Source organism: Brevundimonas sp. NPDC007368 (assembly GCF_042869015.1).
Taxonomy (GTDB): domain Bacteria; phylum Pseudomonadota; class Alphaproteobacteria; order Caulobacterales; family Caulobacteraceae; genus Brevundimonas.
Genome location: NZ_JBIAFA010000003.1, coordinates 400,562 through 420,235, shown reverse-complemented (window position 1 = coordinate 420,235; position 19,674 = coordinate 400,562). Strand labels below are relative to the sequence as shown.

At 65.6% G+C, this 19,674-nt stretch carries 25 protein-coding genes and 1 tRNA gene; 20 read left to right on the top strand and 6 right to left on the bottom strand.

What is annotated here, in order from left to right; all coding sequences use genetic code 11:
• Positions 1–58: 58 nt before the first annotated feature.
• From ACFYLW_RS08750 to ACFYLW_RS08735, 4 genes are all read left to right on the top strand, one after another.
• The gene (locus ACFYLW_RS08750; RefSeq protein WP_312064545.1) at positions 59–1,621 is read left to right on the top strand and encodes a cytochrome ubiquinol oxidase subunit I; all 1,563 of its coding nucleotides are present in this window, start codon (positions 59–61) and stop codon (positions 1,619–1,621) included.
• A 27-nt stretch (positions 1,622–1,648) separates the two neighbouring features.
• On the top strand, positions 1,649–2,797 hold the full coding sequence (gene cydB, locus ACFYLW_RS08745; RefSeq protein WP_312064516.1) for a cytochrome d ubiquinol oxidase subunit II: 1,149 nt from the start codon (positions 1,649–1,651) through the stop codon (positions 2,795–2,797).
• Positions 2,798–2,819: 22 nt separating this feature from the next.
• Positions 2,820–2,939: a cytochrome bd-I oxidase subunit CydX gene (gene cydX, locus ACFYLW_RS08740; protein WP_114818411.1), complete on the top strand. Its 120-nt coding sequence runs from the start codon at positions 2,820–2,822 to the stop codon at positions 2,937–2,939.
• Between the two features lie 171 nt (positions 2,940–3,110).
• Positions 3,111–3,779 (top strand): OmpW family outer membrane protein, encoded by a 669-nt coding sequence (locus ACFYLW_RS08735; RefSeq protein WP_312064517.1) that lies wholly within the window; start codon positions 3,111–3,113, stop codon positions 3,777–3,779.
• Between the two features lie 96 nt (positions 3,780–3,875).
• Here ACFYLW_RS08735 and ACFYLW_RS08730 read toward each other — a convergent pair whose 3' ends face one another.
• Positions 3,876–4,631 carry a helix-turn-helix domain-containing protein gene (locus ACFYLW_RS08730; protein WP_312064518.1) on the bottom strand — a complete coding sequence of 252 codons (756 nt, stop codon included), beginning with the start codon at positions 4,629–4,631 and terminating at the stop codon, positions 3,876–3,878.
• 66 nt (positions 4,632–4,697) lie between these two features.
• Entirely contained in the window at positions 4,698–5,084 is a 387-nt protein-coding gene (locus ACFYLW_RS08725; protein ID WP_292082350.1) for a hypothetical protein, read from the bottom strand.
• 98 nt (positions 5,085–5,182) lie between these two features.
• On the opposite strand from ACFYLW_RS08725, the gene ACFYLW_RS08720 reads away from it, so the two are divergent.
• The 7 genes from ACFYLW_RS08720 to ACFYLW_RS08690 all read left to right on the top strand — a co-directional run bounded on the left by ACFYLW_RS08720 (position 5,183) and on the right by ACFYLW_RS08690 (position 8,860).
• Positions 5,183–5,719 (top strand): pyridoxamine 5'-phosphate oxidase family protein, encoded by a 537-nt coding sequence (locus tag ACFYLW_RS08720; RefSeq protein ID WP_312064520.1) that lies wholly within the window; start codon positions 5,183–5,185, stop codon positions 5,717–5,719.
• Between the two features lie 135 nt (positions 5,720–5,854).
• Positions 5,855–5,930 (top strand) — tRNA-Trp (locus ACFYLW_RS08715).
• 70 nt (positions 5,931–6,000) lie between these two features.
• Positions 6,001–6,300 carry a preprotein translocase subunit SecE gene (secE, locus tag ACFYLW_RS08710; RefSeq protein WP_292082347.1) on the top strand — a complete coding sequence of 100 codons (300 nt, stop codon included), beginning with the start codon at positions 6,001–6,003 and terminating at the stop codon, positions 6,298–6,300.
• A gap of 13 nt (positions 6,301–6,313) precedes the next feature.
• Positions 6,314–6,889 carry a transcription termination/antitermination protein NusG gene (gene nusG, locus ACFYLW_RS08705; RefSeq protein WP_292082346.1) on the top strand — a complete coding sequence of 192 codons (576 nt, stop codon included), beginning with the start codon at positions 6,314–6,316 and terminating at the stop codon, positions 6,887–6,889.
• A gap of 198 nt (positions 6,890–7,087) precedes the next feature.
• Entirely contained in the window at positions 7,088–7,519 is a 432-nt protein-coding gene (gene rplK, locus ACFYLW_RS08700; protein WP_292082345.1) for a 50S ribosomal protein L11, read from the top strand.
• A gap of 3 nt (positions 7,520–7,522) precedes the next feature.
• Positions 7,523–8,209, top strand: coding sequence for a 50S ribosomal protein L1 (gene rplA / locus ACFYLW_RS08695; RefSeq protein WP_292082344.1), 687 nt, complete (start codon positions 7,523–7,525; stop codon positions 8,207–8,209).
• A 114-nt stretch (positions 8,210–8,323) separates the two neighbouring features.
• The gene (locus tag ACFYLW_RS08690) at positions 8,324–8,860 is read left to right on the top strand and encodes a DUF2059 domain-containing protein (RefSeq protein ID WP_292082343.1); all 537 of its coding nucleotides are present in this window, start codon (positions 8,324–8,326) and stop codon (positions 8,858–8,860) included.
• 20 nt (positions 8,861–8,880) lie between these two features.
• Here ACFYLW_RS08690 and ACFYLW_RS08685 read toward each other — a convergent pair whose 3' ends face one another.
• Positions 8,881–9,489 carry an NAD(P)-dependent oxidoreductase gene (locus tag ACFYLW_RS08685; RefSeq protein ID WP_312064523.1) on the bottom strand — a complete coding sequence of 203 codons (609 nt, stop codon included), beginning with the start codon at positions 9,487–9,489 and terminating at the stop codon, positions 8,881–8,883.
• A 54-nt stretch (positions 9,490–9,543) separates the two neighbouring features.
• On the opposite strand from ACFYLW_RS08685, the gene ACFYLW_RS08680 reads away from it, so the two are divergent.
• The 9 genes from ACFYLW_RS08680 (at position 9,544) to ACFYLW_RS08640 (ending at position 14,805) form a co-directional block, all read left to right on the top strand.
• Positions 9,544–9,963: a helix-turn-helix domain-containing protein gene (locus ACFYLW_RS08680; RefSeq protein WP_312064524.1), complete on the top strand. Its 420-nt coding sequence runs from the start codon at positions 9,544–9,546 to the stop codon at positions 9,961–9,963.
• Between the two features lie 109 nt (positions 9,964–10,072).
• The gene (locus ACFYLW_RS08675) at positions 10,073–10,729 is read left to right on the top strand and encodes a DUF47 domain-containing protein (RefSeq protein WP_312064525.1); all 657 of its coding nucleotides are present in this window, start codon (positions 10,073–10,075) and stop codon (positions 10,727–10,729) included.
• Positions 10,730–10,735: 6 nt separating this feature from the next.
• Positions 10,736–11,737, top strand: coding sequence for an inorganic phosphate transporter (locus ACFYLW_RS08670; RefSeq protein WP_312064527.1), 1,002 nt, complete (start codon positions 10,736–10,738; stop codon positions 11,735–11,737).
• Positions 11,737–12,171, top strand: coding sequence for an NUDIX hydrolase (locus ACFYLW_RS08665; RefSeq protein ID WP_312064528.1), 435 nt, complete (start codon positions 11,737–11,739; stop codon positions 12,169–12,171). Before ACFYLW_RS08670 ends, ACFYLW_RS08665 begins: the two co-directional genes overlap by 1 nt.
• 52 nt (positions 12,172–12,223) lie before the next feature.
• Complete coding sequence (locus ACFYLW_RS08660; RefSeq protein ID WP_312064529.1) at positions 12,224–12,391, top strand: hypothetical protein; 168 nt, start codon at positions 12,224–12,226, stop codon at positions 12,389–12,391.
• Positions 12,392–12,400: 9 nt separating this feature from the next.
• Entirely contained in the window at positions 12,401–12,727 is a 327-nt protein-coding gene (locus ACFYLW_RS08655) for a DUF2059 domain-containing protein (protein ID WP_390182958.1), read from the top strand.
• A gap of 296 nt (positions 12,728–13,023) precedes the next feature.
• Positions 13,024–13,539: a 50S ribosomal protein L10 gene (rplJ, locus tag ACFYLW_RS08650; protein ID WP_207826342.1), complete on the top strand. Its 516-nt coding sequence runs from the start codon at positions 13,024–13,026 to the stop codon at positions 13,537–13,539.
• A 55-nt stretch (positions 13,540–13,594) separates the two neighbouring features.
• A complete protein-coding gene (rplL, locus tag ACFYLW_RS08645) occupies positions 13,595–13,975 on the top strand; it encodes a 50S ribosomal protein L7/L12 (RefSeq protein WP_105563615.1) in 381 nt (126 codons plus the stop codon).
• Between the two features lie 149 nt (positions 13,976–14,124).
• Entirely contained in the window at positions 14,125–14,805 is a 681-nt protein-coding gene (locus ACFYLW_RS08640) for a type 1 glutamine amidotransferase domain-containing protein (RefSeq protein ID WP_312064536.1), read from the top strand.
• Positions 14,806–14,870: 65 nt separating this feature from the next.
• Here ACFYLW_RS08640 and ACFYLW_RS08635 read toward each other — a convergent pair whose 3' ends face one another.
• The 3 genes from ACFYLW_RS08635 to ACFYLW_RS08625 all read right to left on the bottom strand — a co-directional run bounded on the left by ACFYLW_RS08635 (position 14,871) and on the right by ACFYLW_RS08625 (position 19,472).
• The gene (locus ACFYLW_RS08635; protein ID WP_312064537.1) at positions 14,871–16,859 is read right to left on the bottom strand and encodes a peptidase M61; all 1,989 of its coding nucleotides are present in this window, start codon (positions 16,857–16,859) and stop codon (positions 14,871–14,873) included.
• Positions 16,860–16,909: 50 nt separating this feature from the next.
• A complete protein-coding gene (locus ACFYLW_RS08630) occupies positions 16,910–18,853 on the bottom strand; it encodes a peptidase M61 (RefSeq protein WP_313473106.1) in 1,944 nt (647 codons plus the stop codon).
• A 97-nt stretch (positions 18,854–18,950) separates the two neighbouring features.
• Positions 18,951–19,472, bottom strand: a complete 522-nt coding sequence (locus ACFYLW_RS08625) for an FKBP-type peptidyl-prolyl cis-trans isomerase (protein ID WP_312064540.1) — start codon at positions 19,470–19,472, stop codon at positions 18,951–18,953.
• Positions 19,473–19,674 lie beyond the last annotated feature (202 nt).

Genomic DNA, 19,674 nt, shown 5'->3' with positions numbered 1-19,674 from the left:
TTAGGTTATAGTAGAACGCCGGTCGATGGGGGCTGGCGGTCAGGAGCCTGAGCCCATGATCGACCTGGCGGTCGTAGACCTGTCACGCCTTCAGTTCGCACTGACGGCGCTATACCACTTTCTGTTCGTGCCCCTCACGCTGGGCCTCTCCTTCATGCTGGTCATCATGGAGAGCATCTATGTCATGACGCGCAGGCCTATATGGCGAACCATCACCCGGTTCTGGGGCGTGCTGTTCGGCATCAACTTCGTTCTGGGCGTGGCCACCGGCCTGACCATGGAATTCCAGTTCGGCATGAACTGGTCCTATTACTCCCACTATGTCGGCGACATCTTCGGGGCCCCGCTGGCCATTGAAGGGCTGATGGCCTTCTTCCTGGAAGCCACCTTCGTCGGCCTGATGTTCTTCGGCTGGGACAAGCTGCCGCGCGTAGGGCACCTGTTCGTCACCTTCCTGGTGGCGCTGGGCACCAACCTGTCGGCCCTGTGGATCCTGGTCGCCAACGGCTGGATGCAGAACCCGGTCGGCGCCGCCTTCAACCCCGACACCATGCGCATGGAAGTCGTGGACTTCATGGCGGTGATCTTCAACCCGGTGGCCCAGGCCAAGTTCGTCCACACCGTCTCGGCCGGTTACGTCTGCGCCGCCGTGGTCGTGCTGGGCATCTCGGCCTTCTATCTGTTGAAGGGCAAGCACGTCGGGTTCGCCAAGCGGTCCATGACCGTGGCGGCCGCCTTCGGCCTGCTGTCGTCGCTGTCAGTCGTCGTTCTGGGCGATGAGTCGGGCTATGCCCTGACCGACAACCAGAAGATGAAGCTGGCCGCGCTGGAAGCCATGTGGCGCACCGAGCCGGCGCCTGCCGGTCTGACCGCCTTCGGCCTGCCCAGCCTGGAAGACCGTCACACCCATTTCGAGGTCAAGATTCCCTATGTCCTGGGCCTGATCTCGACGCGCAGCATCGACAAGCCGGTGATCGGCATTCTGGAACTGGTCGCTGTCGCCGAAGACCGTATCGAACGCGGTGTTGTCGCCTATGACGCCCTGGAGAAGGTCAAGGCCGACCACACCGACACGGCTGCTCGCGCGCAGTTTGAATCGGTGCGCAACGACCTGGGCTACGGCCTGCTGCTGAAACGCTATGTCGCCGATCCGCGTCAGGCCACGCCCGAGCAGATCAAGCAGGCGGCCTGGGACACCGTACCCAATGTGCCGCTGATGTTCTGGGTCTTCCGCATCATGGCCGGCATCGGCTTCCTGATGATCGGTCTGTTCGCCACGGCCTTCGTCCTGTGCACCCTGCGCAAGCACGACACGCGCTGGTTCCTGCGTCTGGCCGTTCTGGCCATCCCCCTGCCGTGGATCGCCATCGAGTCCGGTTGGGTCCTGGCCGAAGTGGGCCGTCAGCCCTGGGCCGTGGAAGGCGTCCTGCCGACCTTCCTGGGCGCGTCCAGCCTGACCGTGCCGCAGCTTTGGACCACCATCATCGGCTTCACCGTCCTGTACGGCGCCCTGGCGGTGATCGAGGTCGGTCTGATCCTTCGCGCGATCAAGAAGGGCCCCTTCAACCAGCACGACGTCCCCGATGAACCTCAGGCGGAAGGCGAACCGGCGGTCGCCTGACCCCGGTCGTTCAAGGAAACAAGAGAGATGGAACTTCCCCTCGACTACACCACGCTCCGCCTGATCTGGTGGGGACTGCTGGGCGTGCTGCTGATCGGCTTCGCCCTGACGGACGGCTTCGACATGGGCGTCGGCGCCCTGCTGCCCTTCGTCGCCAAGACGGATGAAGAGCGCCGCATGGTGATCAACACCGTCGGCGCGACCTGGGAGGGCAACCAGGTCTGGTTCATCGTCGGCGGCGCGGCGATCTTCGCCGCCTGGCCCTTTGTTTATGCCGTCAGCTTCTCCGGCTTCTACCTGGCCATGTTCCTAGTCTTGTCGGCGCTGATCCTGCGGCCCGTGTCGTTCAAGTACCGGTCCAAGCGTGCCGACAAGCGCTGGCGCTCGATGTGGGACTGGGGCCTGTTCATCGGCAGCTTCGTCCCGGCCCTGGTGTTCGGCGTGGCTGTCGGCAACGTCCTGCTGGGCGCGCCCTTCCGCCTGGATAGCGATCTACGCTCCTTCTACGAAGGGACGCTGCTGGGTCTGTTTTCGCCCTTCACCCTGATCTGCGGCCTGCTGTCGGTCTGCATGCTGGTGCTGCATGGCGCGGCTTGGCTGTCGATCAAGGGCGAGCAGGGGCCGGTGCTGCACCGCGCCCGCGCCATCGGCACTGTCGCCGGTCTGCTCAGCCTGGTGCTCTTCGCGGTCGGCGGCCTGTTCATCGCCTTTGGCGACATCGGCTTCCGTATCACGGGCGTGCTGGACACGGCGGGCTTCTCCAACCCGCTGCGCACCACGGTCGAGGCCGCGCCCGGCGCCTGGATGGACAACTACGGTCTCTATCCGTGGATGATCATCGCCCCGGTCCTGGGCTTCCTCGGCGCCCTGGTGGGCCTGATCGGCATGTGGCGCCGGTCCCCGGCCATGGCCTTCGGCGGTTCCTCGGCTTCGGCGGTGGGGATCATCTCGACGGTCGGCCTGTCGATGTTCCCCTTCATCCTGCCCAGCTCGATCAATCCTCAGTCCAGCCTCACGGTGTGGAACGCCTCGTCCAGCCATACGACCCTGTTCATCATGCTGATCGTGGTCGTGGTCTTCCTGCCGATCGTGCTGCTCTACACCTCGTGGGTCTACAAGGTGCTGTGGGGCCGTTCGAGCACCGCCGCCCTCAAGACCAACCCCGACCTCTACTGATCCCGCGAAAGGAGATCGTCCCATGTGGTATTTCGCCTGGATCCTGGGCCTCGGCCTGGCGGTGGCGTTCGGCGTGCTGAACGGCGTCTGGCACGAGTTCCAGCTGTTCGACGAAGGGGATGAGGGCCGCTCCGAGCCCTGATCGCTTCGGTCAATGAAATCAGCCTCTTCGATCTCGGTCGAAGAGGCTTTTTCATGCGTATTTCCATGGTCTTGCGCTGGATCAAGGCGTCAGTGCAGGGGGCGTGAAAGAGTGTTCTCGACATCGAAGCCGGACCCTCCTCGATCCGGCGATTGTCGGGGATTGATACCGATGAAGACCGCCGCCGCCCTTCTGGCCGCCGCCAGCGTCTTGACCCTGGCGGGCGCCGCCTCGGCCCAAAATTCTAGGGGTATGGACGCCGCTCCCGAGCCCGTCGGCAAGGGCACGCTGATCGTCACCGCCCGCATGACCGGCGTCCTGCCGCAGGCCGACGACGCCATCCTCACCGCCGCGGGCGCCGACAGCGGCCTGCAGGTCGACGTCAGCGACGACTGGATGCCGACCCTGGGCTTCACCTATTTCGTCGCCGACCACTGGGCCGTCGAAGCCATCCTCGGCGCCACCCAGCACGAGGTCCGCGCCAAGGGGGCGGGAACGGATGTTGCGGTGCACGAGACCTGGGTCCTGCCGCCGGTGGTGACGCTGCAATACCGCCCGACGCCGAATGCGACGATCAGCCCCTATGTCGGCGCCGGCGTCAGCTACATGGCCTTCTTCGACGGCAAGGATAAGAACGGCTTCGAGGTCGATCTGGATGACGGCTTCGGCGTCGCCTTGCAGGCCGGGGCGGACTGGAACCTGTCGGGGCCGTGGACCCTGAATCTGGACGCCAAGAAGGTGTGGTTCGACACGGACGCCAGGATCAACGGCGGCGCGCTGAAGAGCAGCGTCAGCCTGGATCCATGGGTCGTGTCGGTGGGCGTCGGTCGGAAGTTCTAGGACTTCCGCGTCGATGCGGGGCGGGGGTGCGGGACGTCAGCCTGCACCCCCATCGCCCGTTTGATTTCAGGCCGCGCCTGCGATCATTCTTTCAGCTCAGGCCGCGCCCTCGCCCAGGGCCTTCAGCGCATCGGGATCGGGCAGGGCCACTTCATTGTTCGGCAGCAGTTGGATCAGGCCCGAGGTCTTGAACTGGGTGAAGACCCGGCTCACCGTCTCGATGGTCAGGCCCAGGTAGTCGGCGATGTCCAGGCGGGTCATGGGTAAGTGAACGCGGCCCTCGGCGCCGCCCAGTTGCACCTGCCGCGCCGACAGGCGGGTCAGGAAGCTGGCGATCCGCTCGCGCGCCGTCTTGCGGCCCAGCAGGACGATCTGTTCCTGCGCCGCCATCAGCTCGTCGCCGGCCATGGCCACCAGACGGTGCTCCAGCGCGGGCAGGGCGTTCAGCAGTTGATCGAAGTCGCCGCGCCGGAAACGGCAGGCGCTGAGCGGCGTCAGAGCCTCGGCGGTAAAGCTGGAGGGTCCGCGACCGCCCAGACCCAGGAAGTCGCCCTGGAACAGGAAGCCGGTGATCTGACGGCGGCCGTCGGGCAGCAGCCGATAAAGCTTCACTGCGCCCTCGACGACATTGAAGACGAAGGGATTGGGATCGCCTTCGTGGAACAGGGCCTGACCGGGCTGGGCGCTGATAGTCTCGCTGGCGCAGGCCATGCTCTGCAGTTCATGGCCCTTCAGGTCGGCGCAGACGCCCAGGGGCCGCGCCCCGCAGGTCGCGCAGGGATGGACGTCTTCCAGGCGGACGTCGGCAGGATCGGCGGCGGGTTCGGCCAGGGCGGCGTTACGGGCGGTCATGGTCGGCTCCAGCATTGCGCTGCAGCCTAGCTGAACGCGGATCGCTTTCGAAGTGGGCAGGCTGTCCTAGGCGACGTCTTCGGCATAGCGCAGCTTTGCGCCCAGCCGATGCGCCAGGGCGGTCAGCTCCACCGCCAGACTTTGCCGCACCAGAGGCCGCACGCCCATTTCCCGGACCACGAAGGGGCCGGCCCACAGGGTCTCGCCGTATTCCAGATCCGGTTGACGCCACCAACTGACGAAGCCCAGGACGCCGCCGCGCTGATTACGGGCGCTGAGGATGCCGCGACTGTCGGGGGCTGTGCGCCAGTCGCGCAGGAAGGTGCGCCATTGGTCCGCGCCCAGATCGGGCCGCCACATTCGGGCGAGGGCGAACTCGGCCGGCGCCTCGGCCTCGGTGAGGGGAACGACATCCAGGCGCGGCGCGTCTGGCATCAGGCGGGACTCGGTCATGCGGCCATTTCGCGCGCTCGGGGCCAAATCGCCTTGATCTGTGTCAAGGTGAACCCGGCGGCCCCGCCGCAGGTTCTCTCAGCCAAGGAGTTCAGGTCATGACCGCAGAGTCGACATCCAGCGTGGTCCCTATCCACGGCGGCGCGGTGGCCGCAATTTTGAAGCTGCTCGATGGCCAGCGGCTGATGACCCTGGCCTCCAATCGCGCCGACGGACGGCCCCAGGCCAGCACCCTGGGCTATCTGAACGACGGGCTGAACCTCTACTTCGTCACCGCTCGCGACAGCGAGAAGCTGCGCAACATCATCGCCGATCCGCGTGTCGGCGTCGCCGTGCGCGGCGTGGCCGGCGAGGGGGAGGCGGTCGGCCTGTCCATCGACGGCCGGGCCGAGGAGGTGACCGACGGCGACGAGGTGCAGCGTCTGAACGATCTGATCATCAAGCGTTCGCCCGAGATCAGCCCCTGGGCCCCCGGCGGCGATGCAGTGGCGGTGGTCAAGGTGATTCCCGAACAGGTCGAGGCGGTGGCCGTGATTGACGGCCGCAGCCGCGCCCAGACCTTCTCGATCGGCGATCCCGACCGCGTCGTGCATGGCGTCAGCTATGAGCCGAGCGCCGTGGCGCGGCTGTTCTGAACAAAGCTGCGCATCTATCGACGGTTATCGTGAAACGCCCCTTGAAATGCGATCGGCCGTCAGGCATATGCGCCCTCTGGCGAGGTTAGCGCCGTCGAGCTTGCTCACGGCGCATTGATCTTTGTCCGGGACACTAGGAGTGTAGCTCAGCTGGTAGAGCATCGGTCTCCAAAACCGAGGGTCGTGGGTTCGAGTCCCTCCGCTCCTGCCATTCCCCCTGTCGCGGTCGCTTGGGAGTTCCCATGTGAGGCGACAGGTTCCAGAGGTTGAAGAGACGTCATATGGCCAAGGCGAAGACCCCCGGCGGTCGCCGCACCGTGGGAAACCAGACCGCAGCCGCCGCATCCGGCGCAGCCACGGTCGCTGTTGACGCGCCTGCACCCAAGAAGAAGACGTCGCCTGCCCAGTTCTTCAGCCAGGTTCGCGCTGAAGCCCGCAAGATCGTCTGGCCCAGCCGCAAGGAGACCTGGATCACCTCGGTGATGGTCTTCATCATGGTGCTGATCGCCTCGGCCTTCTTCTGGATCGTCGACATGGGTCTGGGCTTTGCGTCCCGCTTCATTCTCGGCCTCGGCCAATAAAGGAGACGCGCACATGAGCGATGCAGCGCCCAAGCCGGCGGCCAATCCCCGCCACAAATGGTATATCGTCAACGCCTACTCGAACTTCGAAAAGAAGGTCGCGGAGCAACTGCGCGAGCAGGCGAAGCAACAAGGCCTGGAAGACAACTTCTCCGAAATCCTGGTTCCGACCGAGGAAGTCGTCGAGATCCGTCGTGGCCGCAAGGTGAACTCGGAACGCAAATTCTTCCCCGGCTACGTACTGGTGAAGATGGAGATGACCGACAACGCCTATCACCTGGTCAAGAACACGCCGAAGGTCACGGGCTTCCTGGGCGCCGCGGGCGGCACCAAGCCCCTGCCGGTCTCGGAACGTGAAGTTCAGAACATCATCGGCGCCGTGGAAGAGGGCGTCGAGCGTCCGAAGCCCACCATCCGCTTCGACATCGGCGAGACCGTCAAGGTCATCGACGGTCCGTTCGCCAGCTTCGACGGTCAGGTCGAGAGCGTCGATGAAGACAACGCCCGTCTGCGCGTGGCCGTCTCCATCTTCGGCCGCCCGACCCCGGTGGATCTGGAATACAATCAGGTCGAGAAGACCGCCGGCTAAGCCAGGTCTTTTCGGTTCAGACATTCGAGGGTCGCGCCTGCGGCCCTCGTTTGCGTTTGCAGGGCCGCCCTGCTAAACGCGCGCCTTCGCCCGTCGGCCTTTGAGTCGATCGGCGGCAAATCCGTGGGAGGCAGCCATGCCGGACCACGGCTCACCGGCCCCTTCAGTCTCTGTCGGGGTCATCCATAGGAGAGACCAATGGCCAAGAAGATTCTCGGCTATATCAAACTGCAAGTTGCGGCCGGTTCGGCCACGCCTTCGCCCCCGATCGGCCCGGCACTGGGTCAGCGCGGCGTCAACATCATGGGCTTCTGCAAGGAGTTCAACGCGCGCACCGAGAAGGTCGCCAAGGGCACCCCGCTGCCGACCGTCATCACGGTCTACCAGGACAAGTCCTTCACCTTCATCACGAAGACGCCCCCGGCGACCTTCTACCTGAAGCAGGCCGCCGGCATTAAGTCGGGCGCCAAGCTGGTCGGTCGCGAAACCGCCGGCAAGGTCACGCAGGCGCAAGTCCGCGAGATCGCTGAAGCGAAGATGAAAGACCTGAACGCCAACGACATCGATGCCGCCATGCGCATCATCGAAGGTTCGGCCCGCGCGATCGGCATCCAAGTGGTGGAGGGCTAATCCATGGCTAAGCAAACCAAGGCTCAGAAAGCCCGCACCGGCGTCACCCAGGAGCTGATGTCGTTCTCGGACGCCATCAAGCTGGTCAAGGACAACGCCAAGGCCAAGTTCGACGAGTCGATGGAAATCGCCGTCAACCTGGGCGTCGATCCGCGTCACGCCGACCAGCAGGTTCGCGGCGTGGTCAACCTGCCGTCGGGCACGGGCCGCGACGTCAAGGTCGCCGTCTTCGCCAAGGACGCCAAGGCTGATGAAGCCCGCGCCGCCGGCGCTGAATACGTCGGCGCCGAAGATCTGTACGAGCAGATCAACGGTGGTCTGATGGACTTCGACCGCGTCATCGCTTCGCCCGACATGATGGCCCTGGTCGGCCGTCTGGGTAAGGTCCTGGGTCCGCGCGGCCTGATGCCGAACCCCAAGGTCGGCACCGTGACCCCGAACGTCGCTCAGGCCGTCAAGGACGCCAAGGGCGGCGCCGTGGAGTTCCGCGTCGAGAAGGCTGGTATCGCTCACGGCGGCATCGGCAAGGTCTCCTTCACGCAGGAAGCTCTGGAAGCCAACGTCAAGGCTTACGTGGACGCTCTGAACCGCGCCAAGCCGTCGGGCGCCAAGGGCACCTATGTGAAGCGCATCACCCTGTCGTCGACGATGGGCCCGGGCTTCAAGGTCGATCCGGCTTCGCTGGGCTGATCTCAAGCCTCGCGCTGAAAATGACGAAGGCCCCGGAGAGCGATCTCCGGGGTCTTTTTCATTGACCGACGGTCTTTCAGTGGGCATGGCGAGTGGGTCTAAGGGGGAGCGATCATGCCGAAAATTTTCATTGGCCTTTGCTTGGCGCTGGCGATGCTGGCCGCGCCCATCGCGGCCGAAGCCCGGGATGAAGCGTCCGAGAAACTTGAGTTGGCCCATCGTTTCGTCGGCTTGGTACAGCCTGAAGACATGGGGCGTGCCATGGCGGAATCCCTGAGCGGGCTCTTTCCCTCTGCGGACGGCTTGCCGCCCGAGAAGGCGCGCGCCGTTCAGGAGACCATGTCCGAAATGATGCAGGAGTATATGCCGGCGCTCTTCAAGGCGATGGCGCCGGTCTATGCCGACATCTTCACCCTGCAGGAACTTCAGGCTCTGGTCGCCTTCTATGAAAGTGACGTGGGGCGGTCGATGGTCCGCAAAAGCTATGAGGCGACGCCGCGCGTCACCGCCGTGGCCCAGCAAGTGCTCCCGTCTGTGATTGAGCGCGCGATGGACCGCCTGTGCGACCGGCTGGAATGCACGGCTCAGGAGCGGCGGGAGATGAAGTCGCAACTGCAGGGTCTGAAGGCGCAGGCGGCGACCGCGAACTAGTCGACCGCCTGCAGCGAGGCTCAGTAGGCGGCGGTAAAGCGACGGCGGCTGTGGCGGTGCTGTTCCAGTTCATCGACCATGGCGATGGCGTAGTCGGCGAAGCTGATGTGGCTTTCTCCCTTGTCGTCGACGACCAGTTGGTCGCCGCCTAAGCGGTAACGGCCGAGGCGCGGGCCGTCCTCAATGAGGGCCGCCGGTGAGAAGAAGGTCCAGTCGACATCCGTTTCCGAGCGCAGTCGGTCCAGGAAGACCACACCGCCTTCGGCATAGGGTTTCCACTCGGCAGGGAACTCGGGGGTGTCGAGCAGGCGAACGCCCGGCGAGACCTCCAGGCTGGCGGCGCCGCCGGTCACCAGCAGGCGCGGCACGCCCGCGTCCTTGACGGCCATTAGCAGGGTATCCGCCGGTACATCGAAGTGAAGCGCGCTGATGACGGCGTCGGCTCCGCGCAGGATTTCGAAAAGCGCTGCGGGATTAGAGGCGTCGCCCTTCACCGGGGTCACGCCGTCGGCGGTGGGGATGGCTTCCGGGTTGCGGGCCACGCCCGTGACCTGATGGCCGCGACGGGCCAGTTCCTTGGTGATTTCCGATCCGGCGCGGCCGCTGGCGCCGAGGACTGTGACTTTCATGGGGAGGACTCCATAGGTTACCAATGGAGACCAGGTGTGATATTGGAAGCAACCATGCAAGAAGGCACCGAAACCTCATCAGGTCACCCTGCGGGAACCGCCCCGACGCTTTGGCGCGGCGACGTCTACGCCGCCAACTGCCCGACGAGGCTGCTGCTGGACCGCATCGCGGACAAGTGGACCGTGCTGCTGCTGACCACGCTGGCGGACGAACCGATGCGCTTCAACGCCCTGAAGCGACGGATCGAGGGGGTGTCCCAGAAGATGCTGAGCCAGACCCTGCGCCAGATGGAGCGGGACGGGCTGGCGACACGCACGGTCGAAGCCACGGTGCCTGTGTCCGTCACCTATGCGATCACGCCCCTGGGGCTCACGTTGGTTCAGGCCTTGCAGCCTGTGATCGACTGGGCCGAGACCCGGATGCCGGAGGTGGCGCTGGCCCAGGCGGGGTACGACGCGGCTCAGGGCCGCTGAGCACTAATGGTTGCAGGAAACGATTTCCGTGTTCTGACGACTTGACGGCAGGGGGGTAATTCCGGTCTTGGGGCGCAGTCGCTTCGGGCGGCCCTTTCGGAGACGACTGATGCTGAGCTGGTTCCAGGCGCTGCTGCCCAAGGAAGACAACTTCTTTCGCCTGTTCGACGCCCACGCCGCCACCCTGGTCAAGGGAGCGCAGGCCCTGCGCGGCATGATGGACGGCGGCGAGGCCACGCCCGACTGGTGCCAGAAGATCGTCGATCACGAGCACGAAGCCGACGATGTCGCGCGCGAAGTCCTGTTCGCCGTGCGTCGCAGCTTCATCACCCCGTTTGACCGCTCGGACATTCGCGGCCTGACCAACTCGCTGGACGACACCATCGACCAGATGCAGAAAACGGCCAAGGTCGTGACCCTGTACGAGATGCGCGAGTTCGCCCCCAAGATGCGCGAGCTGGCCGACATCGCCGTACAGTGCGGCGCGCTGACCGTCGAGGCGGTGGCCCTGCTGCCGGCGATGCGCAAGAATCACGACCGGCTTAACGAGTTGACCGAACAGATCGCCAAGCTGGAGAGCGCGAGCGACACCCTCTACGATGAAGGCATGAAGGCGCTCTACGAGCTGCATCGCCACGACATGACCGGCGGCAACACCCTGGGCTTCATCATCGGCGGCGAGGTCTATGATCACCTGGAGAAGATCATCGACCGGTTCGAGGATGTGGCGAACCGCATCAACGGCGTTCTGGTCGAGCACCTGTAGGGTCCGATGGATCACGCCCTCCTGATCCTGATCTTCCTGATCGGCGTCGCCCTGCTGTTCGACTTTCTGAACGGCCTGCACGACGCGGCCAATTCGATCGCCACCATCGTCGCGACGCGGGTTCTGCCGCCGATCTATGCGGTCGGCTGGGCGGCCTTCTTCAACTTCATCGCCTTCCTCTTCTTCGGCCTGCACGTGGCCGACACGATTGGGCGGGGCATCATCTCGCCGGACGTGATTTCGGATCAGGTGATCTTCGGCGCCCTGATGGGGGCCATCAGCTGGAACGTCATCACCTGGCTGGCGGGCATTCCGTCGTCCAGTTCGCACGCCCTGGTCGGCGGCCTGCTGGGCGCGGGCATCGCCAAGGCCGGGACCAGCGCGGTCGTCATCGCCGGGGTGCTGAAAACGGTCGGCGCCATCTTCATGTCGCCGGCCATTGGCTTCCTCTTGGCCCTGCTGCTGGTGCTGATCGTGTCCTGGCTGTTCGCCAAGGCCAATCCTAATTTCGCGGACCGCGTGTTCCGGGGACTGCAGTTCGTTTCGGCCTCGGCCTATTCCCTGGGCCACGGCGGCAATGACGCGCAGAAGACCATGGGGATCATCGCCATCCTGCTGTACTCGCGCGGCATGCTGGGCGGTGAGTTCCACGTGCCCTTCTGGGTGGTCATCACCTGTCAGGCGGCCATCGCGCTCGGCACCCTGTTCGGCGGCTGGAAGATCGTCCACACCATGGGGTCGCGCATCACGCGTCTCAGCCCGCAGCAGGGCTTCTGCGCCGAGACGGGCGGGGCGATCACCCTCTTCGCGGCGACCAGCATGGGCATTCCGGTGTCGACCACCCACACCATCACCGGCGCCATCGTCGGCGTGGGCGCGGCCAAGCGGGTCTCGGCCGTGCGCTGGAGCGTGGCGCGCAGTATCGTCACGGCCTGGTTCATCACCATGCCCGCCGCCGCCGCTATCGGCGCGATCTTCTACTTTGTCGGCGGCTTCTTCCTGACCTGATGAGCGCGACCACCCGAACAGAGACTTCCGAGACGCGTCAGGTCGCGGCCCTGCCGTGGCGGCTGGGCGACGACGGCGTCGAGGTGATGATGATCACCTCGCGCGAGACGCGACGCTGGGTCATCCCCAAGGGCGGCCGCATGGTCGGCAAGACCGATCCGCAGGCGGCGGCTCAGGAAGCCTATGAGGAGGCAGGGGTTCAGGGCGAGACCCTTGAGGCTCCGGTCGGCCATTTCCGCTACGCCAAGCGATTGAAGACCGGCGCCGAACAGGCCTGCGTGGTCGCCGTCTATCCTCTGGAGGTCCTGATTCAGTTGGGGGCCTGGCCCGAGGATCAGCAACGCCAGCGCCGCTGGATGAAGCAGGCAGACGCCGCGGACGCCGTGCATGAAGCCGATCTGGCGCAGCTGATCCGGGATTTTCGACCGCAGTAGGTGCATGGCGAACGTCGTTCGACTTCGCTATGAGTGGCGGCAGGAGAACTCCATGCGCCATCTCGCCGCCATCGCGATCATCGCCGGTCTGTCTTTCGGAACGGCGGCCTCGGCCCAGACCTCAGAGCGACAGGCCTTGGCCGAACGCTATGTCCAACTGTCCATCACCGGCATGGACAAGGCTATGCAGGAACTGCTCGACGGACAGGTCGCTCAGTAGGACGCCTCGGTGCCCGAGGAGCAGGCGAGGTGGTTTCGCCGTCACGCCCTGCAGATCATGAACACCCACATGCGGCCCATGATCGATGAAATGACCCGCGACTATGCCGAGCGCTTCAGCGAGGCGGAGCTTCGGGCGCTTGTCGCTTTCTACGAGACGCCGATGGGGCGCGGGATCGCGCGCAAGCAGATGGAGGCGGGCATGGCCCAGGGCGAGATCATGCAGCGGTTCGAGGTGGCCTATCTGACCGATCTGATGACCAAGTTCTGCGCCGAGTTCGACTGCCAGGCCGAGGCCCCGAAAGGGCAGGCCGCGAGAAAGCCTTCGGCCCGTTGATTTATCCGCCCAGCCGTGTATAGAGCGCGACTTCTCGTCAGGGCTTCGGCCTTGGCGGATCCTGTCCGAGAACTTCGGGACGCGGGGGTCGCCTGCGTCATAATCGTCAGAGAGCCTTCTGACGCCGTGGGGAGATGGGGATGCAAAGACCTTTCATCCAGCCGTTTTCGGCCGGATAGGCCTGCTTCCTTCGGACAATAAGACCGGCCTGAACGCTGTGCAGCGATGCATGGCGCTTAAGCCAAATCCGTCGTCGGGAATTAGCCCGGCGGCGAATACCAAAACTGGAGACCGCAATGGACCGCGCACAAAAAGCCGAGTCGATCGAATCGCTGAAAAGCGTGTTCGCCGACGCGGGCGCCGTGGTCGTGACCCACAACCTGGGTCTGACCGTTGCGGAGATGGAAGACCTGCGTGGTCGCCTTCGTAAAGAAGGCGGCGCGTTCAAGGTGGTGAAGAACCGTCTGGCGCTGAAGGCGCTGGGCGTCGAGGAAGGCTCGGCCTACCACGATCTGTTCAAGGGTCCGGTGGGCATCGCCTACGCCGCTGATCCGGTCACCGCTGCGAAGGTCGCGGCTGAATTCGCCAAGGGCAACGACAAGTTCAAGCTCATCGGCGGTTTCATGGGCGACAAGGTGCTGGACGCTGCTGGCGTCGACGCCCTGTCCAAGCTGCCGTCGCTGGACCAACTGCGTGGCAAGCTGATCGGCCTGCTGCAAGCCCCGGCGACCAAGGTTGCTGGCGTCCTGCAAGCACCCGCCGGCCAACTGGCTCGCGTCTTCAACGCGTACGCGACCAAAGACGCCGCCTAAGCCTCGTCATCTCTGCATATCTCTCTGAACCTCATCCTACCGAAGGAAGACTAAAATGGCTGATCTCGCCAAGATCGTTGAAGAACTGTCGGCTCTGACCGTCCTGGAAGCCGCTGAACTGTCGAAGCTGCTGGAAGACAAGTGGGGCGTCTCGGCTGCTGCTCCGGTCGCCGTTGCTGCCGTTGGCGGCGCTGCTGCCCCGGCTGAAGCTGCTGAAGAGCAAACCGAGTTCACCGTTGTCCTGGTTGACGGCGGCGACAAGAAGATCAACGTGATCAAGGAAGTCCGCGGCGTCCGCACCGACCTGGGTCTGAAGGAAGCCAAGGACCTGGTCGAAGGCGCTCCGCAGAACGTCGTCGAGAACGTCTCGAAGCAAGTCGCCGAAGAGCTGAAGAAGAAGCTCGAAGAAGCCGGCGCCAAGATCCAGATCAAGTAAGATCGGATTTTGCGCTTCGACCCTCGGGTCGAGGCTCAGACTTCAAGGAACGGGTCGGGGGGAAACCTCCGGCCCGTTTTCTTTTGGGCGTGGCGGATCGTTCCAGGGGTCCCCATCTGTGACCTCCACAATCGAAAGGACGCCCTCCCATGAAGATCCTGATGGTCCTGACGTCGCACGACCAGCTTGGCGACACCGGCCACAAGACCGGCTTCTGGCTGGAAGAGTTCGCCGCCCCCTATTACGCCCTCAAGGACGCCGGGGCTGAAATCGTGATCGCCTCGCCCAAGGGCGGTCAGCCGCCGCTGGACCCCAAGAGCGACGCCGAGGACGCCCAGAGCGACGACACCCGCCGCTTCAAGGCCGACGCCGAGGCCCAGGCCGCGCTGGCGAGCACGGTTAAACTGGCTGATGTGAAGGCTGAGGATTTCGACGCCGTCTTCTATCCCGGCGGGCATGGACCGCTGTGGGACCTGGCCAATGATCCCGTCTCCATCGGCCTGATCCAGGCCTTCGCCGCTGCGGACAAACCGACAGGCTTCGTCTGCCATGCGCCCGGCGTGCTGAAGGACGTGAAGGGCGCGGACGGGCAGCCCCTGGTCAAGGGGCGGGCCGTCACCGGCTTCACCAACAGCGAGGAAGAGGCCGTGGGCCTGACCCAGGTCGTGCCCTTCCTGGTCGAGGACATGCTGACGGCCAACGGCGGCCGCTACAGCAAGGGGGGCGACTGGGCGTCATACGTCCTGACGGACGGGACGCTGGTCACCGGCCAGAACCCCGCCTCGTCGCGCGAAGCGGCCGAGGCGCTGCTGAAGCTGCTGCAAGCCTAGGCGACAGGTGCATACGAAAAACGGCCCGGGAGCGATCCCGGGCCGTTTCTGTTTCTGACGCGGTCTTAGCGGCGGCGCGGGCTGAGGATGTCGCCGATCCGGTCCGGCGTGCCGGGGATGCGCTCCAGACGCGGGTAGCGCAGGCCGTCGTGGTAGTCGAAGGCCACGGTGCGGTAGCGGTCGCCGTTCTTGAGCAGCAGGCTGATCGACTTGTCCGTGCCCTTGGCGGCGGTGACGGCGTCACGCAGCACCTCGGCCGAGGCGGCGCGGTCGTTGACGGCGACCAGTTCCCAGCCGGGACCGATGTCGGCCTCGAAGGCGCGGCCGCCCCAGCGAATGCCCGTCAGCTTGTTCGACGAGGACAGGGTGAAGCCCAGGGAATACTGGAAGTCGGTGGCCCAGCCGGACTGGATGCGCTTTTCACCGGCCGTCAGGCTGTCGGTATAGGTCAGGCGGTAGCCGCCGCGCGCCAGACCGTCCAGCGGCGCCTTGGCGTCCGGGCCGTTGGCGTCCAGGCGGGCGCGCAGGAAGCCGGCCCAGTCGTGCGGATGGACGGCGTTCAGGGCCGTGACCACATCGTCGAAGGTGTAGCCGCGCGGGGCGTAGGAGCCGTCGTCGCCGCCGAAGAAGCCCTTGGCGAAGTCGTCCAGCGACTTCTTGCCGCCCGTCGCCTCGCGGATCAGGGTGTCGGCGTCCAGCCAGATCAGCAGGCTTTCGCGGTAGTAGTCGCCGGTCCCGCGCATCCACGACGAATAGGGATTGCTGGTGCGGTAGCCGAGCAGGTTGTGGTTGTTGACGTCCTGCAGCGGACGCCACTCGCGGCCCGGCTGGTTGTCGTAGAAGGCGGCGTTCTCGGCCACGGTGACCAGGATATCGTCCTTCGACGCCAGGCCCGAGCGGGCCGTCAGGACGTCGCCCCAGTATTCCGTCTGGCCCTCATAGACCCACAGCAGGGTGTTTTGGGTCGGGATGTTGTGGTTGGCGGTCAGTTCGTCGGCCGGGCGCTGGCGCTTGCCGTTCCAGGCGTGGACGAACTCGTGAGGCAAGAGGCCGACCGCGCCCATGCTCTTGCCCCAGTTGGTGAAGAAGTCGGTGGGGACCGAGTTCTCGGACGAGCGGTGATGCTCCAGGCCGATGCCGCCCATCTTGGACGTGGCGGCGACCAGGAAGTCGTAGCGGTCATAGGGGCGGGCGCCGAACAGGCGGTCGGTCTGGGTGACCAGGTTCTCGAACCAGGCGATCTGCTCCGGCGTTGGGGCGATGTTCTTGGCTTCGTCGGCGACGATGTTCAGGTGAACCGCCTCGCCGCGCGGGTCGATCTCGATGCGCTGGAAGTGAGCGCCGCCGAACAGGGGGCTGTCGATCAGGGTGTAGAGGTCGGTGGGGCGGAAGGTCGCCACGCCGTTCTCATAGCGCTCGGTGTCCAGCGCCACGCCGTACTTCCAGCCCTCGGGCAGGCGGATCGACGGGGCGAAGGTGATGCCGGTCGAGCGGTAGCCGGCGGGGTAGAGCAGGGCCTTCTCCCACTGCAGGTTGACCATTTCCGGCGTCATGACCACACGCCAGGTGGCGTTGTCGGGCTGGGTCAGCCACTGGAACTCGACCACGATCTCGCTGACGCCTTGGGGCACGTCGATGTGGAAGGCGTTGGGCTCGATGGTGTCGCGTAGCCAGTCGATGCGATTCCCGCCGCCCGTGACCGTCACGCCCGAGATTAGCTGGATCGGGCCGGTGGCGGCGTGATTGCCTGGCAGGAACTTGGGATAGAGCAGGACCAGAGGCCCGGCCGTGACGGGGATGGTCTGGCGGACGCGGACGATCTTGCGCTCCACGTCGGTGGCGTCGACCTCATACTTGATGACGCCGGGATAGGTCTCGGCGGTCGGCGCCGGGATCGGCGGCAGGGCGCGGGGCAGGCCGAGGGGCGTGTTCTGGGGCGTCGGCGAGGGCGGCGCCTGCGGGCCGGTCCAGGCCTGCGGGGCATGAGCCAGGGCGGTCGAGGCGACCGAGGTCAGCAACAGGGCGAGGGCGGCGGCAGGCAGGCGTCGGGTCATCGGGTATCCAGAACTCAGGGGTAATCAGGCGTAAGGCTTGGCAGGCCGCGTCAGCGACGGCGAGGCGACAGGATGTCGCCCAGCCGGTCCGGCGTCCCCTCGATCCGCTCCAGATGCGGGTAGCGCAGGCCGTCGTGGTAGTCGAAGCGGACGGTCTTGAAGACGTCGCCGTTCTTGAGGATCAGCTCGATGGGGGCGGATGTCCCCTTGGCGGCGGTGACGGCCTCCTTCAGCGCATCGGCCGAGGCGGCGCGACCGCCGACGGCGACCACTTCCCAGCCCGAGGTGAGCCCCTGTTCGAAGGCCGGGCCGCCCCAGACGACCGAGGTGATCCGGTTTGTCCGGTTCATCATGAAGCCGAGCGAATAGGTGAAGTCGTTGCGGCCCAGTTCCTTGTAGAGCGCGCCCATGTAGCCGGACGGCTGCTCCTTGAAGACCAGGCGGTATCCGCCGCGCTCGATGCCGTCCAGCGGACCGCGCGAGTTTGGTCCAACCGCGTCCAGACGCTCGCGCAGGAAGGCGGGCCAGTTGTTCGCCTGGACCCCGTTCAGCGTCGAGGTGACGGTGTCGAAGGTGTAGGGGGCCGGGTTCCAGTCGCCGTCCTGGGCGCCGAAGAAGGCCTTGGCGAAGTCGTCCAGCGACTTCTTGCCGCCGGTCTGCTCGCGGATCAGGGTGTCGGCGTCGAGCCAGATCAGCGAGCCCTCGCGGTAGTAGTCCTCGCTGCGCTGGTAGCTGCCCCAGGGCTGAGGGCGGCGCTGGGCGATGATGGGGTCGTTGGTGGTGTCCTGCATGGCGCGCCACTGGCGGCCGGGGATGTTCTGGAAGCTGGCGGCGGTCATGGCCAGGACGTCCAGCGCCTGTTGCTTGCTCATCAGGCCGGCGCGGGCGGTCAGGACCAGCCCCCAGTACTGCGTCTGGCCCTCATAGACCCAGAGCAGGGAGTTCTGCAGCGGCTCGTTGAGGTTGGGCGTCATCTGGTCGGCGGGACGGCGCCACTTGCCGTTCCAGCTGTGGGTGTATTCGTGGCCCAAGAGGTCGCGGTCGGCCAGAGTGGCTTCGCGGTCAGTGAAGTATTTGGGATCGACGCTGTTCTCGGACGAGCGCTGGTGCTCCAGACCGATGCCGCCCAGCTTGTCCGTCACCGCCACGAGGAAGTCGTAGTGGTTGTAGTGGCGCGCGCCGAACAGACGGTCGGCCTGCTGGACCAGATTGCGGTGCAACTGGATATGCTCGTCGCTGGCTTCCAGCATCTTGGCGGTGTCGGCCACGACATTGAGGCGGACGGGCGAGCGACCGCCCGGATCAAGGTCGATCTGGCGATAATGCTGGCCGGCGAAGACGGGGCTGTCGGCCAGATGGTCTAGCGTTATGGGGGCGAAAGTGGCCAGGCCGTTCTCGAAGCTGACGGTGTCGAGGCCCGCGCCGTAGCTCCAACCGGTCGGCAGCTTCAGCGTCGGCTTGAAGGTGATCTGGCGCGAGTAGTAGCCCGCCGGATAGAGCAGGGCCTTCTCCCACTGGATGTTCAGCATTTCGGGGGTGACGACGACGCGGCCCTGACTGCCCTCGATCGGCGTCAGCCACTGGAAGGCGACCTCGATCTGGCTGACGCCGGCGGGGACCTCGATCTGATAGGCCCAGGGCTGGACCGTGTTGCGCACCCACTCCAGCCGCTGACCGTTGGCGGTGAAGGTCAGGCCGCCGACGTTGGCGACGGGACCGGCGGGGCTGTGGTTGCCCGGCAGCCATTGCGGATAGAGCAGGACCATGGGCCCGGCCTGGGTGACGGGAATGGTCTGACGCACCTGGATCAGCCGACGGTCGATGTCGGTGGCGTCTACCTCGAGGCTGATGACGCCGGGATAGGCGACGTCGCGCGGGGTCGGGATGGGCGCAAGCGCCACGGGCAGGGCGGGCGTGCCGACTTGGGCCAGCGCGGGCGCGCCCATCGAAATCAGCAGGGCGGCGGCGCTGACGGCCAGGGCGAAACGCTTCATCACAGGAGATCCGGAAACGGCCGCCCCCACGCGGCCCGATGCGGGGCGCAGACCACAATGTGTCGCACCCTGCGTCAAGCCGTATGACGAAGCTGTGTCAGCTCGCCGGGTTCACTTCCAGAAGCTCGACGGTGAAGCGCAGCACCGAGTTCGGCGGGATCTCGCCGCCGACCCAGCGCGCGCCATAGGCCAGGTCGGCGGGGATGACGAACTCATAGGTCTCGCCGGTGCGCATCAGGGCGACGCCCTCGGTCCAGCCCTTGACGACGCGGTTCAGCGGGAAGCTGGCCGGTGCGTTGCGCGAGTAAGAGCTGTCGAACTCGCGGCCGTCGATGAAGGTCCCGCGATAGTGGACCTTGACGGTGTCGGTCGCGGTCGGCTGGACGCCCTCCGGCCTGGCCTTGCCGACGCGGCGGTACTGCAGGCCCGAAGGCGTGGTGGTCCAGCCGCGCTGCTGGCCGTTCCACATCAGATAGGCGGTTTGGCCGACTTCCCAGTTCTCCTGGGTGGCGGGGCCCTGCGGCGCGACGGGGGCGGTCGTGGCGGGCGCGATGGCGCAAGCGGACAGGGACAGAGCGAGGGCGGTCGCGGCGAGCGCGGGCAGGGCGATACGGTTCATACCGCTAGGCTTATCACGCGGATCGAAACTGTCACCTGTCTGCGCCAGAGGCCTTTATTTCGCCGGAGATCGGCGTATATATGCGCGCTCCGCAGATTCCAAGAATCCCGCGCGAAAGCGCCGAGGCCCGGTTTGTCGCCCTCCGACCGGTGCGCAGGCGTCGCTCCTTTCCCAAGGAGCGGGCATATCAGGCGCCCTGATC

Bases quoted from the DNA above. Each gene is read 5' to 3' on its own strand.
- ACFYLW_RS08735 (WP_312064517.1), top strand. From the start codon at position 3,111: ATGAAGACCGCCGCCGCCCTTCTGGCCGCCGCCAGCGTCTTGACCCTG.
- secE (WP_292082347.1), top strand. From the start codon at position 6,001: ATGGCCAAGGCGAAGACCCCCGGCGGTCGCCGCACCGTGGGAAACCAG.
- cydX (WP_114818411.1), top strand. From the start codon at position 2,820: ATGTGGTATTTCGCCTGGATCCTGGGCCTCGGCCTGGCGGTGGCGTTC.
- ACFYLW_RS08635 (WP_312064537.1), bottom strand. From the start codon at position 16,859: ATGACCCGACGCCTGCCTGCCGCCGCCCTCGCCCTGTTGCTGACCTCG.
- rplL (WP_105563615.1), top strand. From the start codon at position 13,595: ATGGCTGATCTCGCCAAGATCGTTGAAGAACTGTCGGCTCTGACCGTC.
- ACFYLW_RS08690 (WP_292082343.1), top strand. From the start codon at position 8,324: ATGCCGAAAATTTTCATTGGCCTTTGCTTGGCGCTGGCGATGCTGGCC.
- ACFYLW_RS08670 (WP_312064527.1), top strand. From the start codon at position 10,736: ATGGATCACGCCCTCCTGATCCTGATCTTCCTGATCGGCGTCGCCCTG.
- ACFYLW_RS08675 (WP_312064525.1), top strand. From the start codon at position 10,073: ATGCTGAGCTGGTTCCAGGCGCTGCTGCCCAAGGAAGACAACTTCTTT.
- cydB (WP_312064516.1), top strand. From the start codon at position 1,649: ATGGAACTTCCCCTCGACTACACCACGCTCCGCCTGATCTGGTGGGGA.
- ACFYLW_RS08640 (WP_312064536.1), top strand. From the start codon at position 14,125: ATGAAGATCCTGATGGTCCTGACGTCGCACGACCAGCTTGGCGACACC.
- nusG (WP_292082346.1), top strand. From the start codon at position 6,314: ATGAGCGATGCAGCGCCCAAGCCGGCGGCCAATCCCCGCCACAAATGG.
- ACFYLW_RS08625 (WP_312064540.1), bottom strand. From the start codon at position 19,472: ATGAACCGTATCGCCCTGCCCGCGCTCGCCGCGACCGCCCTCGCTCTG.
- ACFYLW_RS08730 (WP_312064518.1), bottom strand. From the start codon at position 4,631: ATGACCGCCCGTAACGCCGCCCTGGCCGAACCCGCCGCCGATCCTGCC.
- ACFYLW_RS08660 (WP_312064529.1), top strand. From the start codon at position 12,224: ATGCGCCATCTCGCCGCCATCGCGATCATCGCCGGTCTGTCTTTCGGA.
- rplA (WP_292082344.1), top strand. From the start codon at position 7,523: ATGGCTAAGCAAACCAAGGCTCAGAAAGCCCGCACCGGCGTCACCCAG.
- rplJ (WP_207826342.1), top strand. From the start codon at position 13,024: ATGGACCGCGCACAAAAAGCCGAGTCGATCGAATCGCTGAAAAGCGTG.
- ACFYLW_RS08725 (WP_292082350.1), bottom strand. From the start codon at position 5,084: ATGACCGAGTCCCGCCTGATGCCAGACGCGCCGCGCCTGGATGTCGTT.
- ACFYLW_RS08680 (WP_312064524.1), top strand. From the start codon at position 9,544: ATGCAAGAAGGCACCGAAACCTCATCAGGTCACCCTGCGGGAACCGCC.
- ACFYLW_RS08630 (WP_313473106.1), bottom strand. From the start codon at position 18,853: ATGAAGCGTTTCGCCCTGGCCGTCAGCGCCGCCGCCCTGCTGATTTCG.
- ACFYLW_RS08665 (WP_312064528.1), top strand. From the start codon at position 11,737: ATGAGCGCGACCACCCGAACAGAGACTTCCGAGACGCGTCAGGTCGCG.
- ACFYLW_RS08685 (WP_312064523.1), bottom strand. From the start codon at position 9,489: ATGAAAGTCACAGTCCTCGGCGCCAGCGGCCGCGCCGGATCGGAAATC.
- rplK (WP_292082345.1), top strand. From the start codon at position 7,088: ATGGCCAAGAAGATTCTCGGCTATATCAAACTGCAAGTTGCGGCCGGT.
- ACFYLW_RS08720 (WP_312064520.1), top strand. From the start codon at position 5,183: ATGACCGCAGAGTCGACATCCAGCGTGGTCCCTATCCACGGCGGCGCG.